General features: G+C 59.0%; 15 protein-coding genes. 9 read left to right on the top strand and 6 right to left on the bottom strand.

The window, feature by feature from the left end; genetic code table 11:
- Window positions 1–83 precede the first annotated feature (83 nt).
- Window positions 84–1,268: a thiolase family protein gene (locus CKW14_RS09005; protein WP_095125186.1), complete on the top strand. Its 1,185-nt coding sequence runs from the start codon at window positions 84–86 to the stop codon at window positions 1,266–1,268.
- Between the two features lie 135 nt (window positions 1,269–1,403).
- Here CKW14_RS09005 and CKW14_RS30155 read toward each other — a convergent pair whose 3' ends face one another.
- On the bottom strand, window positions 1,404–1,598 hold the full coding sequence (locus CKW14_RS30155; protein ID WP_095125185.1) for a DUF6316 family protein: 195 nt from the start codon (window positions 1,596–1,598) through the stop codon (window positions 1,404–1,406).
- A gap of 210 nt (window positions 1,599–1,808) precedes the next feature.
- On the opposite strand from CKW14_RS30155, the gene CKW14_RS08995 reads away from it, so the two are divergent.
- Entirely contained in the window at window positions 1,809–2,762 is a 954-nt protein-coding gene (locus CKW14_RS08995; protein ID WP_095125184.1) for a DMT family transporter, read from the top strand.
- Between the two features lie 85 nt (window positions 2,763–2,847).
- On the opposite strand, the gene CKW14_RS08990 is transcribed toward CKW14_RS08995, so the two are convergent.
- Window positions 2,848–4,242 (bottom strand): class II fumarate hydratase, encoded by a 1,395-nt coding sequence (locus CKW14_RS08990; RefSeq protein ID WP_007908383.1) that lies wholly within the window; start codon window positions 4,240–4,242, stop codon window positions 2,848–2,850.
- Window positions 4,243–4,435: 193 nt separating this feature from the next.
- On the opposite strand from CKW14_RS08990, the gene CKW14_RS08985 reads away from it, so the two are divergent.
- From CKW14_RS08985 to CKW14_RS08955, 7 genes are all read left to right on the top strand, one after another.
- Window positions 4,436–4,957 (top strand): DUF2059 domain-containing protein, encoded by a 522-nt coding sequence (locus tag CKW14_RS08985; protein WP_095120531.1) that lies wholly within the window; start codon window positions 4,436–4,438, stop codon window positions 4,955–4,957.
- 12 nt (window positions 4,958–4,969) lie between these two features.
- Window positions 4,970–5,269, top strand: coding sequence for a BolA family transcriptional regulator (locus tag CKW14_RS08980; RefSeq protein ID WP_095125183.1), 300 nt, complete (start codon window positions 4,970–4,972; stop codon window positions 5,267–5,269).
- A gap of 102 nt (window positions 5,270–5,371) precedes the next feature.
- Window positions 5,372–6,313, top strand: a complete 942-nt coding sequence (locus tag CKW14_RS08975) for a rhodanese-related sulfurtransferase (protein WP_095048574.1) — start codon at window positions 5,372–5,374, stop codon at window positions 6,311–6,313.
- Between the two features lie 35 nt (window positions 6,314–6,348).
- Entirely contained in the window at window positions 6,349–6,951 is a 603-nt protein-coding gene (locus tag CKW14_RS08970) for a DsbA family protein (RefSeq protein WP_176471270.1), read from the top strand.
- The gene (locus CKW14_RS08965; protein ID WP_095048572.1) at window positions 6,944–8,770 is read left to right on the top strand and encodes an ABC transporter ATP-binding protein; all 1,827 of its coding nucleotides are present in this window, start codon (window positions 6,944–6,946) and stop codon (window positions 8,768–8,770) included. Before CKW14_RS08970 ends, CKW14_RS08965 begins: the two co-directional genes overlap by 8 nt.
- Before the next feature lie 201 nt (window positions 8,771–8,971).
- Entirely contained in the window at window positions 8,972–11,431 is a 2,460-nt protein-coding gene (locus tag CKW14_RS08960; protein WP_095125181.1) for an EAL domain-containing protein, read from the top strand.
- 79 nt (window positions 11,432–11,510) lie between these two features.
- The gene (locus CKW14_RS08955) at window positions 11,511–12,272 is read left to right on the top strand and encodes a TenA family transcriptional regulator (RefSeq protein ID WP_371857736.1); all 762 of its coding nucleotides are present in this window, start codon (window positions 11,511–11,513) and stop codon (window positions 12,270–12,272) included.
- A 135-nt stretch (window positions 12,273–12,407) separates the two neighbouring features.
- Here the strand turns inward: CKW14_RS08955 and CKW14_RS08950 are convergent, their stop codons facing one another.
- From CKW14_RS08950 to ubiG, 4 genes are all read right to left on the bottom strand, one after another.
- Window positions 12,408–13,334, bottom strand: a complete 927-nt coding sequence (locus tag CKW14_RS08950) for a GGDEF domain-containing protein (protein WP_095048569.1) — start codon at window positions 13,332–13,334, stop codon at window positions 12,408–12,410.
- Window positions 13,335–13,697: 363 nt separating this feature from the next.
- Window positions 13,698–14,438 carry a YciK family oxidoreductase gene (locus CKW14_RS08945; protein WP_095125179.1) on the bottom strand — a complete coding sequence of 247 codons (741 nt, stop codon included), beginning with the start codon at window positions 14,436–14,438 and terminating at the stop codon, window positions 13,698–13,700.
- A 72-nt stretch (window positions 14,439–14,510) separates the two neighbouring features.
- Complete coding sequence (mupP, locus tag CKW14_RS08940; protein WP_095048567.1) at window positions 14,511–15,182, bottom strand: N-acetylmuramic acid 6-phosphate phosphatase MupP; 672 nt, start codon at window positions 15,180–15,182, stop codon at window positions 14,511–14,513.
- A gap of 4 nt (window positions 15,183–15,186) precedes the next feature.
- Window positions 15,187–15,885 (bottom strand): bifunctional 2-polyprenyl-6-hydroxyphenol methylase/3-demethylubiquinol 3-O-methyltransferase UbiG, encoded by a 699-nt coding sequence (ubiG, locus tag CKW14_RS08935; RefSeq protein WP_093435309.1) that lies wholly within the window; start codon window positions 15,883–15,885, stop codon window positions 15,187–15,189.
- Between the last annotated feature and the right edge of the window lie 26 nt (window positions 15,886–15,911).

Below are 15,911 nucleotides of genomic sequence, written 5' to 3'. Positions count from 1 at the left end.
CGGGGTGAATGATTGTCGCGGTGGTTGATGCGGTGGACTTATGCTCGGTCCACTCTCAACCGACTACAACAATGAGGTATGCCATGCGTGAAGTGGTGATCGTCGACAGCGTGCGGACTGGCCTGGCCAAGTCCTTTCGCGGCAAGTTCAACCAGACCCGCCCCGATGATATGGCGGCTCATTGCGTCAACGCGCTGCTTGAGCGCAACGACATCGACCCGGCCAGCGTCGAGGATTGCATCGTCGGCGCCGGCTCCAACGAAGGCGCGCAGGGCTACAACATCGGCCGTAACGTCGCGGTGCTGTCGCGTTTGGGCACCGGCACCGCCGGCATGACCCTCAACCGTTTCTGTTCATCGGGCTTGCAGGCGATTGCGATTGCTGCCAACCAGATTGCCTCGGGTTGCAGCGACATCATCGTTGCCGGCGGCGTCGAGTCGATCAGCCTGACGATGAAAAGCGTCAACACCGATCACCTGATCAACCCGCTGCTCAAACAGCAAACGCCGGGCATCTACTACACGATGGGCCAGACCGCCGAAGTGGTCGCGCGGCGTTATGGCGTCAGCCGTGAAGCGCAGGATCGCTATTCATTGCAGAGCCAGATCCGCACCGCTCAGGCGCAGGCTGCCGGACTGTTCAACGATGAAATCGTGCCGATGGCGGTGAAGTACCGCGTCGAGGACAAAAACACCGGTGCAGTGCAGATTCTCGACGGTGTGGTTGATCGCGACGACTGCAATCGCCCGGACACCACCTATGAAAGTCTCGCCGGGTTGAAACCGGTATTCGCCGAGGATGGTTCGGTGACGGCGGGCAACTCGTCGCAGCTGTCCGACGGTGCGTCGATGACGCTGGTGATGAGCCTGGAGAAAGCCTTGCAGTTGGGCCTCAAGCCGAAAGCATTTTTTCGCGGCTTCACCGTGGCCGGTTGCGAGCCGGACGAAATGGGCATCGGCCCGGTGTTCTCGGTGCCGAAGCTGCTCAAGGCCAAAGGCTTGCAGGTGGCGGATATCGATCTGTGGGAACTGAACGAGGCGTTTGCTTCGCAGTGCCTGTACAGCCGGGATCGGCTGGAGATCGATAATGAGAAATACAACGTCAATGGCGGCTCGATTTCCATTGGTCACCCGTTTGGTATGACCGGGTCGCGGCAGGTCGGGCATCTGGTGCGGGAGTTGCAGCGGCGTAATTTGCGTTACGGCATCGTCACCATGTGCGTGGGCGGCGGGATGGGCGCGACCGGGTTGTTTGAGGCGGTTAGCTAAGCCAGAGCATTTTTGTTGTCTGTTCCATTGCTATCGCTGGCAAGCCAGCTCCCACAGGTTTCGTAGCGGTCGCACAAATTGTGTACGCCACTAATCCTGTGGGAGCTGGCTTGCCAGCGATTGGATCACCACCGCTTAACGACTGGAATTCAGTCCTTGCATCCGCGCGATGTAAGCCTGGATTTCCTTCTCAATCTGTACGGCACTCTCAAACGGCCCCTCAAGGGTATTTTCCCGTGTACTGAAATAAAGTTCACCATTGACCCGACACACCCGGTCGCTGCGAAAGTGCGTAGCAGGTGCTGGGTCCTGGGCGCGCATTGCTAACATGATCGGTCTCCTTGGCGGATGTGCTGGAAGGGATCCAATGAGCTTATGCCTGAAGCATTTGGCGCGCCTGCGCAGCCGATCAACGGCACGACGTCAATTTAATGCTGCGACCTGCACAGTTTCATTCACGTCCTGGCCTTAACTGTCCCTGTGTGTCGGTTAATGGCGCGCCTAGAATGAGCGCACTTGTCAGCAGGCTTTGGGGTTTCCATGCACATTTCATCGGGTCGCTGGGTGTACGGCTTGTTCCTGGCGCTGCTGACCGCGTTTCTGTGGGGCATCCTGCCGATCAAGCTCAAACAGGTGTTGCTGGTGATGGACCCGGTCACGGTGACCTGGTTTCGTCTGCTGGTGTCCGGTGGCTGTCTGTTCATCTATCTGACGGCGGTGAAACGTCTGCCCAGTCGCAAAGTGCTGGGTCCCAGGGGCGGTTGGCTGGTGCTGATGGCGGTACTCGGGCTGGTCGGCAACTATGTGTTGTACCTGATGGGGCTCAATCTGCTCAGCCCCGGCACCGCGCAACTGGTGGTGCAGATGGGCCCGATCATGTTGTTGATCGCCAGTCTGTTTGTGTTCAAGGAGCGTTTCAGTATTGGTCAGGGAATCGGGTTGGCGGTGCTGTTGATCGGTTTCGTGCTGTTTTTCAATCAGCGTCTGGCGGAGCTGCTGACCTCGTTGTCGGATTACACCGCCGGGGTTTTGCTGGTGCTGTTGGCGTCGACGGTGTGGACCTTCTATGCGCTGGGCCAGAAGCAATTGCTGACGGTATGGAATTCGTTGCAGGTGATGATGGTGATCTACCTGTTCTGCGCACTGTTGCTGACGCCGTGGGTGCATCCGCTCGAAGCGCTGAACCTCAGCCCGTTACAGGGCTGGCTGCTGCTGGCGTGCTGTATGAACACGCTGATTGCCTATGGCGCGTTCGCTGAAGCGCTGGCGCATTGGGAGGCGTCGCGGGTCAGTGCGACGTTGGCGATTACGCCGTTGGTGACGTTTGGCGCAGTGGCCATTGCGGCTGGGATCTGGCCGGACTATGTGCATGCCGAGCAGATCAATGGGCTTGGCTATGGCGGGGCGGTGTTAGTGGTGTTGGGTTCGGCGCTGGTGGCGTTGGGGCCTTCGTTGATTGCCGGGCTCAAGGCGCGGCGCATGCGTATGGCTTGAAGATCAAAAGATCGCAGCCTGCGGCAGCTCCTACAGAGGACGCATTCCAATGTAGGAGCTGCCGCAGGCTGCGATCTTTTGCTGTTTAGCCCTTGGCGCCAGCCTCGATCATATTCTCCGGCCGCACCCACGCATCAAACTCTTCATCCGTCAGATAGCCCAACGCCAACGCCGCCTCACGCAAAGTCAGCCCTTCGCTGTAAGCCTTCTTGGCGATCTCCGCCGACTTGTCATAACCAATATGCGGATTCAGTGCCGTCACCAGCATCAGCCCTCGTTCCAGATGTCTGGCCATGACTTCGGCATCTGGTTCCAGCCCGGCAATGCAGTGCTGCTGGAAGTTGCTGCAGCCATCGGCGAGCAGGCGAATCGATTGCAGCAGGTTGTGGATGATCACCGGTTTGAACACGTTCAACTGCAAGTGACCCTGACTCGCGGCAATGCCGATGGTCACATCGTTGCCCAGCACCTGACAGGCGAGCATCGACAGCGCTTCGCACTGGGTCGGGTTGACCTTGCCGGGCATGATCGAGCTGCCCGGCTCATTTGCCGGCAGCCGCACCTCGGCAAAACCTGCGCGGGGACCGGAGCCGAGCAGGCGCAGGTCGTTGGCGATTTTCATCAGCGCCACGGCGAGGGTTTTCAGCGCACCGGACAGGCTGGTCAGTGGTTCGTGGCCGGCGAGGGCGGCGAACTTGTTCGGCGCGGTGACGAAGGGCAGGCCGGACAGCGCCGCCAGTTCTGCAGCAATCGCCTCACCAAAACCATGCGGCGAATTCAGCCCGGTGCCGACCGCGGTGCCGCCCTGAGCCAGTTCACACACCGCTGGCAATGCAGCGCGGATTGCGCGTTCGGCGTAATCCAGCTGCGCGATAAAACCGGAAAGCTCTTGACCAAAGGTGATCGGTGTCGCGTCCATCATGTGCGTACGACCGGTCTTTACCAGTTTCATGTGCCGCGCCGCCAGTTCGGCGAGACCACCGGACAGCTCGGCGATCGCCGGCAGCAGTTGTTCCTGCACAGCCTGGGCGGTGGCAATGCTCATGGCGGTGGGGAAGCAGTCGTTGGAACTTTGCGAGCGGTTGACGTGATCGTTCGGGTGCACCGGCGTCTTGCCGCCGCGCGGGTTACCGGCCAGTTCGTTGGCGCGACCGGCAATCACCTCGTTGACGTTCATATTGCTCTGCGTGCCGCTGCCGGTCTGCCAGACCACCAGCGGAAACTGGTCGTCGTGCTGGCCGTCGAGCACTTCGTCGGCAGCCTGCTCGATCAGGCGGGCAATGTCGGCGGGCAAATCGCCGTTACGGTCGTTGACCCGTGCAGCGGCTTTCTTGATCAGGGCCAGAGCGTGCAGTACCGGCAGCGGCATGCGTTCCTGACCAATGGCGAAGTTGATCAGCGAGCGTTGCGTCTGAGCACCCCAGTAGGCGTCGTCCGGGACTTCGATCTGGCCCAGGCTGTCGGTTTCGATACGGCTCATCGTGCACACTCCTGTTGGTCTGTTTGCGCAGTTTAGGCCGGCATCGGCCGTGGTGGTTCCCTCGAACCGATTGTTGACCGGTAAAACCCGGCCAATCAAGCACGGCAAGGCTCGGGGGTTGAGCCACGAGGTTTTTTAGGCGCAGAATGGTCGCCCTTGGGGTTTTACCTCGCCTAGCTGAAAAGGAAACTCGATGACTCGTCTTCGTGCCATCTGCACCGCGGTTGCACTGGTTTGCGCCAGCGGCCAGGTGCTTGCCGATACCGCCAGCCACAACGCCAGTGCTGAAGCTTTCCTGACCCTGGCGCACGCTGACAAGCTGGGCACTCCGGTGTACATGCAAGTGCAGCAAATGTTCGCTCAGCGTTTTGAACAGACCAAAGCCCCGGAAGCCAAGAAAGCCGTTCTGGAAACCTACCAGGCCAAGGCCAACGCCGCCCTGGACCAGGCCATCGGCTGGAATAAGCTCAAGCCTGACATGGTCAAGCTTTACACCAGCAACTTCAGCGAATCCGAGCTGAAAGACCTGGTCGCGTTCTACAAGTCGCCACTGGGCAAGAAAGTCCTGGAAAAAATGCCGCAGCTGACTCAGCAATCGGCCCAGATGACCCAGGCCAAACTGGAAAGCGCCGTGCCTGTCGTCAACAAGCTGCTCGACGACATGACCAAAGAGCTGGACCCGAAAGGCGCTGCTGCGCCGGCCAAGAAGAAGTAAGCGGAGTTCGTGATGACCATGCAACAACGCATCGAATCGACGCTGGGCCTGCTTCAGCCTGAGCACCTGCAAGTGCTGGATGAAAGCCACATGCACAGTCGCGGGTTGCAGACGCACTTCAAGGCCGTAGTGGTCAGCGCGCAGTTCGACGGCCTGAACCGGGTCAAGCGCCACCAGAAAGTCTACGGCACGCTCGGTGAGCTGATGGGCGAGTTCCATGCGTTGGCGCTGCACACCTACACCCCGCAGGAATGGGCAGAGATCGGCGCCGCTCCGGCATCGCCGACCTGTGCTGGCGGCAGTAAGCATTAAGCTTCGGTTTTTTGCTAGAATCCGCAACGCGCCGCTCACCCGGCGCGTTTTTTTTTGAATCCGGTTCACCCTTTGCGAGGGTAGCCACCTGGAGAAATACCCATGACACAACCGATTGTCGTGGCGGCACTGTATAAGTTCGTCACCCTCGAAGATTACGTCAACCTGCGCGAGCCGCTGCTGCAAGCGATGGTCGACAACCAGATCAAAGGCACCCTGCTGATCGCCGAAGAAGGCATCAACGGCACGGTGTCCGGCACTCGCGAAGGCATCGACGGTCTGCTCGCCTGGCTGAAGAACGACCCACGCATGATCGACATCGATCACAAAGAGTCGTACTGCGACGAGCAGCCGTTCTATCGCACCAAGGTCAAACTGAAGAAAGAGATCGTCACCCTCGGTGTCGAAGGCGTCGACCCGAACAAAAAGGTCGGCACCTACGTTGATCCGCAAGACTGGAACGCGCTGATCAGTGACCCGGAAGTGCTGTTGATCGACACCCGTAACGATTACGAAGTATCGATCGGCACTTTCGAAGGCGCCATCGATCCGAAAACCACCAGTTTTCGCGAATTCCCCGACTACATCAAAGAACACTTCGACCCGGCCGTGCACAAGAAGGTCGCAATGTTCTGCACCGGTGGCATTCGCTGCGAGAAAGCTTCGAGCTACATGCTCGGCGAGGGTTTCGAAGAGGTTTACCACCTCAAGGGTGGCATCCTGAAGTACCTCGAAGAGGTGCCGCAGGAAGAAACCAAGTGGCAGGGCGACTGCTTCGTGTTCGACAACCGCGTGACCGTGCGTCACGACCTCAGCGAAGGCGACTACGATCAATGTCATGCCTGCCGCACACCGGTTAGCGTTGAAGATCGCACCAGCGAGCATTACGTTGCCGGCATCAGCTGCCCGCATTGCTGGGACACGTTGAGCGAGAAAACCCGCCGCAGCGCCATCGATCGGCAGAAACAGATCGAACTGGCCAAGGCGCGTAACCAGCCGCACCCGATCGGCTACAACTACAAGCAAGCATCCACCGAGGCTTAACCATGTCTGCGCGCCTGCTCTATGTGATGGATCCGATGTGTTCGTGGTGCTGGGGTTTTGCTCCGGTGGCCAAGGCATTGGTCGAGCAGGCGCAAGCAGCCGGGGTGGAGTTGCATCTGGTGGTCGGTGGTTTGCGCACCGGCAGCGGCTCGGCGCTGGAGCCGACCACGCGTCGCTACATTCTTGAACACTGGCAAGCGGTCACCGATGCCACCGGCCAGGCGTTCAAATTTGACGGCGCGTTGCCCGACGGTTTTGTCTACGACACTGAGCCTGCCTGCCGCGCAATCGTCACGGCGCGCAGTCTGGCGCCGGATTGCGCGTGGAAGTTGGTCGGCCTGATCCAGCAGGCGTTTTACGCTGAAGGCCGCGATGTCACCCAGGCCAGTGTACTGGTCGAGTTGGCGGAGCAGGCGGGTGTGCCGCGCATCGAGTTCGCGGCGTTGTTCGATCATGCCGATCAACACAAAGCCACTCAGGCCGATTTCAGTTGGGTGCAAGATCTGGGCATCGCCGGTTTCCCGACCCTGCTCGCCGAACGCAATGGCCAACTGGCGCTGCTGACCAATGGCTATCAACCGCTCAGCGAACTGTCGCCATTGCTCGGCCGCTGGCTGGAGCGCGCCGCCTGTGCCTGACCTGGCCGATGACACGCCAGCCGTAAAGCGTGTCGACCGGCTGAGCTGGGCAGAAGTCCGGCGACTGGCACTCACTCACAAAAAATCCCTATGGATTGCCAACGGCGTGGCTGTGCTGGCGACGCTGTGCAGCGTGCCGATCCCATTGCTGCTGCCATTGCTAGTGGACGAAGTCCTGCTCGGCCATGGCGATGCCGCGCTGAAAGTCATGAACCATGTGCTGCCGACGATGTGGCAGCAAGCGGCCGGCTATATAGGCCTGATGCTGCTGGTGACCCTTACCCTGCGTTGCAGTTCGCTGTGCTTCGGCGTGTTGCAGTCGCGGCTGTTTGCACGGCTGGCCAAGGACATCGTCTATCGTATTCGCGTGCGTCTGATCGAACGCCTCAAGCGGATTTCCCTCGGCGAATACGAAAGCCTTGGTAGCGGCACAGTAACGACGCACCTGGTCACTGATCTGGATACCCTCGACAAATTCGTCGGCGAAACCCTCAGTCGCTTTCTGGTGGCGATGCTGACGCTGGTCGGCACCGCGAGCATCCTGCTGTGGATGCACTGGAAACTGGCGCTGCTGATTCTGCTGTTCAACCCGCTGGTGATCTACGCCACGGTGCAGTTGGGCAAACGCGTCAAACACCTGAAGAAACTCGAGAACGACAGCACCTCGCGCTTCACCCAGGCGTTGAGCGAAACCCTTGATGCGATTCAGGAGATCCGTGCCGGCAACCGTCAGGGTTTCTTCCTCGGGCGGCTCGGTCTGCGGGCGCAGGAAGTGCGCAACTACGCGGTCAATTCGCAGTGGAAAACCGACGCTTCCAACCGCGCCAGCGGTTTGTTGTTCCAGTTCGGTATCGACATCTTCCGCGCGGCGGCGATGCTCACGGTGTTGTTCTCCGACCTGTCGATCGGCCAGATGCTCGCGGTGTTCAGTTACCTGTGGTTCATGATCGGCCCGGTCGAGCAACTGCTCAATCTGCAATACGCCTATTACGCGGCGGGCGGGGCGCTGGCGCGGATCAACGAACTGCTGGCGCGCGCCGATGAGCCGCAATATCCCGGCGGTGTCGATCCGTTCAAGGGCCGTGACACCGTAGGTATTCAGGTACAGGGCCTGAGCTTCGGCTACGGCGATGACCTAGTGCTGGATCAGTTGAATCTGTCGATTGCTCCCGGTGAAAAAGTCGCGATTGTTGGCGCCAGTGGCGGCGGCAAAAGTACCCTCGTGCAATTGCTGCTCGGGCTGTATACACCACTGTCCGGCACCATCCGCTTCGGCGGTTCGACCCAGCAGGAAATCGGTCTGGACACGGTTCGCGAAAACGTCGCGGTGGTGTTGCAGCACCCGGCGCTGTTTAACGACACCGTGCGCGCCAACCTGACCATGGGCCGCACCCGCAGTGACGAGGCGTGCTGGCAGGCGCTGGAAATCGCTCAGCTCGAAGCGACCATCCGCGCCTTGCCCAATGGTCTGGACAGTATCGTCGGCCGCTCCGGCGTGCGCCTGTCCGGTGGGCAGCGGCAACGTCTGGCCATCGCGCGGATGATCCTCGCCGAACCGAAAGTCGTGATCCTCGACGAAGCCACCTCGGCCCTCGACGCGGCCACCGAGTACAACCTGCACCAGGCCATGGCGCGCTTCCTCAATGGCCGCACCACGCTGATCATTGCCCACCGACTGTCGGCGGTGAAACAGGCTGATCGCGTGCTGGTGTTCGATGGTGGCCAGGTCGCTGAAGACGGCGATCATCAGCAGTTGATTGCCGACGGTGGCCTGTATGCCAAGCTCTATGGTCATCTGCAGCAGATCCAGCGCCCTTGAGTTTCGTGCCGGTTTCTGTGCTTAGTGCTTGAATTGCATTAAGTAAAATCACTCGGAACTCCCGCACAGTCCCGCCATTTGCACAATCGACCTAGTGGACGGCAGAGCTGTCCCTTTGACTTGGCGAAAATTAGCCTAGGCTGAGCTGTCAGGAGCGGGATTTTCCGGTGTTCATCTGGCAGTGCTTGCGCAAGGGATCTCATGAAGCAAAAGCGGACTCTCGGAACGCCACGGTTGTTGGGCATCGTCTGGCCATTTATTGCCGTCGTGTTGTTTCAAGCGTTATTGGGCGGCGTGAGTCTTTACGTGCTCTCGGCGGTTCGCGGTTACGTCGCTGGTGAAAGCCTCTGGTCCAAGGGCCAGAAAGACGCGATTTACTACCTCAATCTCTACGCCGACAGCCGTGACGAGGCGATTTTCCTCAAGTACCGCACTGCGATCGGTGTGCCGCAAGGCGGGCATCAGTTGCGTCTGGCGCTGGATCATCAACCGCCGGATCTGGCCGCGGCGCGCGAAGGCATTCTAAAGGGTGGTAACCACCCGGACGACGTTTCCAGCCTGATCTGGCTGTACCTCAACTTCCGCCATTTCAGTTATCTGGAAACCGCAATTGACCGCTGGACGGTCGGTGACGCCTACCTGGTCGAGCTGGATGACGTGGCGCAGGAGATGCACCGCAGCATTTCGCAAAACAGTGCCAGCAGCACTGATATCCAGCACTGGAAGGCACGGATTTTCGCCATCAACGATGGCGTGACTCCGGCTGCGAAAGCCTTCAGCGATGCCTTGGGCGAAGGCTCGCGGATGATCCTGCGGCTGCTGCTGTTGACCAATCTCGCCACGGCGCTGGGGTTGATCGTGCTGGCCCTGTGGCGTACGCACAAGTTGCTCAAACAGCGCCATGCCTTTGCCGAGGCGCTGCAACTGGAGAAGGATCGGGCGCACGTTACCTTGCATTCGATCGGTGATGGCGTCATTACCACCGACGTCAGCGGCGCTATCGATTACATGAACCCGGCCGCTGAAGCCATGACCCACTGGAAAGCCGAACAGGCGGCGGGTTTGCCGCTGGCGGCATTGTTCAATCTGCTCGACGACAACGCCCAGTCCGAAGGGCTGACCCTGATCGAGCACATTCTCAGCGGCAAGCTTAGTGGCGGCAGCGAGCACTCGAAGCTGATCCAGCGCCTCGATGGCACGACATTGTCGGTGACCCTGGTCGGCGCGCCGATCCGTAATGCCGGAAAGGTCAGTGGCACGGTGCTGGTCTTGCACGATATGACCCAGGAACGGCAATACATCGCCAATCTGTCGTGGCAGGCCACCCATGACGCGCTGACCGGGCTGGCTAACCGTCGCGAGTTCGAATATCGCCTGGAGCAGGCGCTGCACAATCTCGCGCGCCATACCGGGCGGCATGCGCTGATGTTCCTCGATCTTGATCAATTCAAACTGGTTAACGACACCTGCGGCCATGCCGCCGGCGATGAGTTGTTGCGGCACATTTGTACGCTGCTGCAGTCCGGACTGCGCGAGGGCGATACGCTGGCGCGACTGGGTGGTGATGAGTTCGGCATCTTGCTGGAGAACTGCGCGCCGGATGCGGCGGAAAAGATTGCCGAGGCGCTGCGTCAGACTGTGCAGAATCTGCACTTTGTCTGGAAGGGGCGGCCGTTCCTGACCACCGTGAGCATTGGCCTGGTGCATATCGCACAAATCCCGACGACCCTCGAAGCCTCATTGCGTGCCGCAGATATGGCCTGTTACATGGCCAAGGAAAAGGGCCGTAACCGCGTGCAGGTCTATCACGCTGACGATTCCGAACTGTCCCTGCGCTTTGGTGAGATGGCCTGGGTGCAACGCTTGCACATGGCCCTGGAAGAAAACCGTTTTTGTCTGTACGCCCAGGAAATCGCTCCGCTCAAGTCGGGTGACAACAACGGTGGGCATATCGAGATTCTGCTGCGTCTGCACGATGAAGCCGGGCGGATGATTCTGCCGGACAGTTTCATTCCCGCAGCCGAGCGCTATGGTTTGATGAGTCAACTGGATCGTTGGGTAGTTCAGAATGTATTTAAGGTTATTGCTCAATGTATTGCACAAGAACATCAACAACCTTTAGCAATGTGTGCGATTAATCTGTCAGGCATTACTATAGGAGATGACGCGTTTTTGCACTTTCTGCGGGAACAGTTTGTTAACTATGCAATACCGCCTGAAATGATTTGTTTTGAAATTACAGAAACCAGTGCAATTTCAAATCTGGGCAGTGCAATAAGATTTATTAATGAACTCAAAGACTTAGGTTGCTATTTTTCGTTAGATGATTTTTGCGCCGGAATGTCTTCATTCGCTTATCTGAAACATTTGCCTGTAGACTTCCTGAAGATCGACGGGAGTTTCGTAAAGGATATGCTGGACGACCCGATTAACCGCGCAATGGTCGAAGTGATCAATCACATCGGGCATGTCATGGGTAAAAAGACAATTGCCGAGTTTGTTGAAACAACCCAGATCGAGCAGGCCCTGCTTGAAATTGGTGTGGATTACGCTCAGGGTTATGTTATAGAACGCCCACAGTTGTTTACCTGCGACAGTTTGCAAAGTCGGCCCGCCAGACCGCAACCGCTGTTATTCAAAGCGCCTGGCACGTTCCGTTGAAGTCTCTCGCCGATCCTTACAATCACAAATCAAAAGGAGCCGAACAGTGATCGACACATTCAACCGAACCGGACCACTCATGGAAGCTGCAAGTTATCCTGCCTGGGCACAACAGCTCATTGAGGATTGCAGCGAGAGCAAGCGCCGGGTTGTCGAACATGAACTTTACCTGCGCATGCGTGATAACAAACTCAGCGCCAGAACCATGCGTCAGTACCTGATCGGGGGCTGGCCGGTGGTTGAGCAGTTTGCGTTGTACATGGCGCAGAATCTCACCAAAACCAGGTTTGCCCGGCATCCGGGCGAAGACATGGCGCGGCGCTGGCTGATGCGCAATATCCGCGTCGAACTCAATCATGCGGATTATTGGGTGCACTGGAGTCGTGCACATGGCGTCAGTCTGGAAGACCTTCAGGCCCAACATGTGCCGCCCGAACTGCATGCCTTGAGTCATTGGTGCTGGCACACCAGCTCAGCCGATTCGTTGATTGTGGCCATCGCGGCCACCAACTATGCCATCGAAGGCGCGACCGGGGAGTGGTCGGCGCTGGTCTGCTCCACCGGCGTGTATGCCGCAGCGTTTCCCGAAGAGGATCGCAAGCGCGCGATGAAGTGGTTGAAGATGCATGCCCAGTACGACGATGCCCATCCGTGGGAGGCGCTGGAAATCATCTGCACCCTGGCCGGGATGAACCCTAGCAAGGCCTTGCAGGCCGAGTTGCGTCAGGCCGTCTGCAAGAGCTATGACTACATGTATCTGTTTCTGGAGCGTTGCATGCAACTGGAGACGTCGGAACGCTTGCTGGTCAACCGAGAGCGCAGGGCGGTAGTCGAGAGCTGATATTCGTCTTCACGCAAAACCAATGTGGGAGCGAGCCTGCTCGCGAAAGCGGTATGCCAGTCAACTCATGGTTGAATGTCAGATCGCATTCGCGAGCAAGCTCGCTCCCACACTGTTTTGTGTTGCCTGAAAGGCTTAGCCCGCCATCGCCAGGCGGTTGCGACCTTCACGCTTGGCCACATACAACGCACTGTCAGCGCGGCGCAGCAAGCTGTCGGCCGATTCCCCCGGCAACAACGTCGAGCAGCCCAGGCTCACCGTCAATTCAATCAACTGCCCATCCGCATAGTATTCGGCCGCCTGCGTCGCATAACGCAGTCGTTCGCCGACCATCGCTGCCGCTTCCCGGCTGGTGTTGGACAGCAGCACCAGAAACTCTTCGCCACCGTAACGGAACACCATATCGACGTTGCGCAGTTGCGCCTTGATTGTCGCGGCGATGGCTTTAAGCACGTCATCGCCGGCGCTGTGGCCATGGCTGTCGTTGACCCGTTTGAAGTGGTCGATATCGAGCATCAGCAGCGACAACGGTTGTTGATGTCGGCGAGACATATCGATCTCCCGCTGCAGGGTTTGCTCCATGGCGATGCGGTTACCGGCGCCGGTCAGCGGATCGCGCAGGGCACTCTGAGTCGCCTCGCGATAAAGCAGCGCGTTGCGCATCGGGTACAGCAAGGATGAGAGTAACGACTCCAGCTGACCTTGTTCCGTGTCGTTGAAGCGCTGATTGCGACGGAACACCAGTTCGCCCATGTGCTCGCCTTCGTGGCTCAGGGTATAGCTGATCGAGTGGTGGCCGCGGGCACCGAATTCCAGGCGCAGGTCGCTGCCCTGATGCACGTAGCTGAGCGCGTCCAGGGGCACGAGGCGCTGAACTTCGCGGAAAAACAGACCGAGGATGCGTTGCGGTTCGAGGCTGGTTTGCAGTTGCAGGCTCATTTGCTGGCGCAATTGCGCAAGACTGGCCGGTCGCTCCAGAAGGGGAGGCAGCTGACCAAAGCCCAGGCGTTGCAATTTGGCACTGTCAAAGTCAATTGCATTGGTCTGGGAGGGTGATTTCATATGGCGTGAGCCCCTAAAGCAGTAAGTCTGTCTTACAGGCTGGGTGAGAGCGGCTATGGGCTGCGCGTCATACTGATCCATCAGTCCCGTAGGACATTTGGCGTAAGTTTAGTCTGCCTGAAGACGATTAGTCAGCTATCGAAATCGGCTTTGCCCCACTGCCTTCACACGGCATGCTTTGAGGAAATTTAGAGCGAAAGTCGTGCCATTCGGTTCGGTTTTATTTAAACCGTTTTGAATCAATAAGTTGGCTGATCAAGGGGGAGGAGTGTGCTGGAAAATTGACTGAAATATGACGGTCGCCAGCGGCAAATGCATGCCGCGACAGGAATCTGCCGCGGCAACAAAAGTGACGTATGGCAGTTATTGCGCGTTGAAGGCCTGGCCGTTGATGCCCGAGCTGTCCGGGCCCATCAGGTACAGGTAGACCGGCATGATCTCCTCCGGCGTCGGGTTGTTCAGCGGGTTTTCCCCCGGATACGCCTGGGCGCGCATGCTGGTGCGCGTGCCGCCTGGGTTGATGCTGTTGGAGCGTACCGGCGCGACACCGTCGACTTCATCGGCCAGGGTTTGCATCAAGCCTTCGGTGGCGAACTTCGATACGCCATAAGCGCCCCAGTACGCACGGCCTTTGCGACCGACGCTGCTGGAGGTGAACACCACCGAGGCATCCTGCGACAGTTTGAGCAGCGGCAGCAGGGTGCTGGTCAGCATGAACATGGCGTTGACGTTGACCTGCATGACGCGCATGAAGTTTTCGCCGGACAACTGTTCGATCGGCGTGCGTGGGCCGATGATCGAAGCGTTGTGCAGCAGGCCGTCGAGGTGGCCGAACTCGGTCTCGATCATCGCGGCCAACTCATCGTACTGATGGGGCAGGGCGGTTTCCAGATTGAACGGAATCACCGCCGGTTGCGGATGCCCGGCAGCTTCGATCTCGTCGTACACCTGCGTCAGATTGGCCTCGGTCTTGCCCAGCAGCAGTACCGTAGCGCCATGGGCGGCGTAGGTTTTCGCGGCCGCCGCGCCAATGCCACGACCGGCACCGGTGACTAGAATGACCCGATCCTTGAGCAATTCGGGACGAGCGGAGTAATCAAACATAAAAACCTCATCAAGTCAGATCGTTCCCACGCTCTGCGTGGGAATGCAGCCAATGACGCTCTGCGTCAGGTCTCAGCAACTGCAAAGCGCGCTATCGAGCACCTTGCGCAGCTCCGACGGATGATCCACCACCACGTCCGCCCCCCAATGCCGCGGGTTGTCGTCCGGGTGGATGTAGCCGAACGTCACCGCTGCCGTTTTCGTACCGGCATCGCGCCCCGATTCGATATCACGCAGATCATCGCCGACAAACAGCACCGTCGACGGATCCAGATCAAGCATCTTGCACGCGAGGATCAACGGCTCCGGATCCGGCTTGCTGTTCTTCACGTGATCCGGGCAGATCAGCAGCGCCGAACGCTCAGCCAATCCCAGTTGCTGCATGATCGGCTCGGCAAAGCGCAGTGGCTTGTTGGTCACCACGCCCCAGATCAGCTTGGCCTTTTCGATATCGGCCAGCAGTTCACCCATGCCGTCAAACAGCTTGCTGTGCACGGCGCAGCCAACCAGATAGCGCTCAAGGAACTCCAGACGCAGTTCTTCGAAGCCCGGCGACTCCGGGTCCATCGAGAACGTCACCGCAACCATCGCTTTGGCGCCGCCGGAGATCTCGTCGCGGATGTGCTTGTCGTTGATCGGCGGCAAGCCGCGATCTGCACGCATGGCCTGGCAGATGGCGATGAAGTCCGGCGCCGTGTCGAGTAGGGTGCCGTCCATGTCGAAGAGAACTGCTCTGATCGCCATCGGCTTACTCCTCGCGCAGGGTCTGGATCATGTAGTTGACGTCAACGTCGCTGGCCAGCTTGTAGTGCTTGGTCAGCGGGTTGTAGGTCAGGCCGATGATGTCTTTGACGGTCAGGCCGGCCATGCGGCTCCAGGCACCCAGCTCGGACGGGCGGATGAATTTCTTGAAGTCGTGGGTGCCGCGCGGCAGCAGCTTCATGATGTATTCAGCGCCGATGATGGCGAACAGGTAGGCCTTCGGGTTGCGGTTGATGGTCGAGAAGAACACCTGACCGCCCGGCTTGACCATGCGGAAGCAGGCGCGGATCACTGACGACGGATCCGGCACGTGCTCGAGCATTTCCAGGCACGTGACCACGTCAAACTGCTCCGGCATTTCTTCGGCCAGGGCTTCGGCGGTGATCTGGCGGTACTCAACGCTGACGCCGGATTCCAGCTGATGCAGTTGCGCGACCGCCAGCGGCGCTTCGCCCATGTCGATGCCCATCACCGTGGCACCGCGTTGCGCCATGGCTTCGCTGAGGATGCCGCCGCCGCAACCGACGTCGAGGACTTTCTTGCCGGCCAGATTGACCCGCTCGTCAATCCAGTTGACCCGCAGCGGGTTGATGTCGTGCAGTGGTTTGAACTCGCTTTCGCGGTCCCACCAGCGATGGGCCAAGGCTTCGAATTTGGCGATTTCGGCGTGGTCGACGTTGCTCATGTTAAATCCTCTAAAACTTTAAAAGT

This window comes from Pseudomonas sp. Irchel s3a12, from assembly GCF_900187485.1.
Lineage (GTDB): Bacteria > Pseudomonadota > Gammaproteobacteria > Pseudomonadales > Pseudomonadaceae > Aquipseudomonas > Aquipseudomonas neuropathica.
This window is presented reverse-complemented; position numbering and strand designations above follow the sequence as displayed.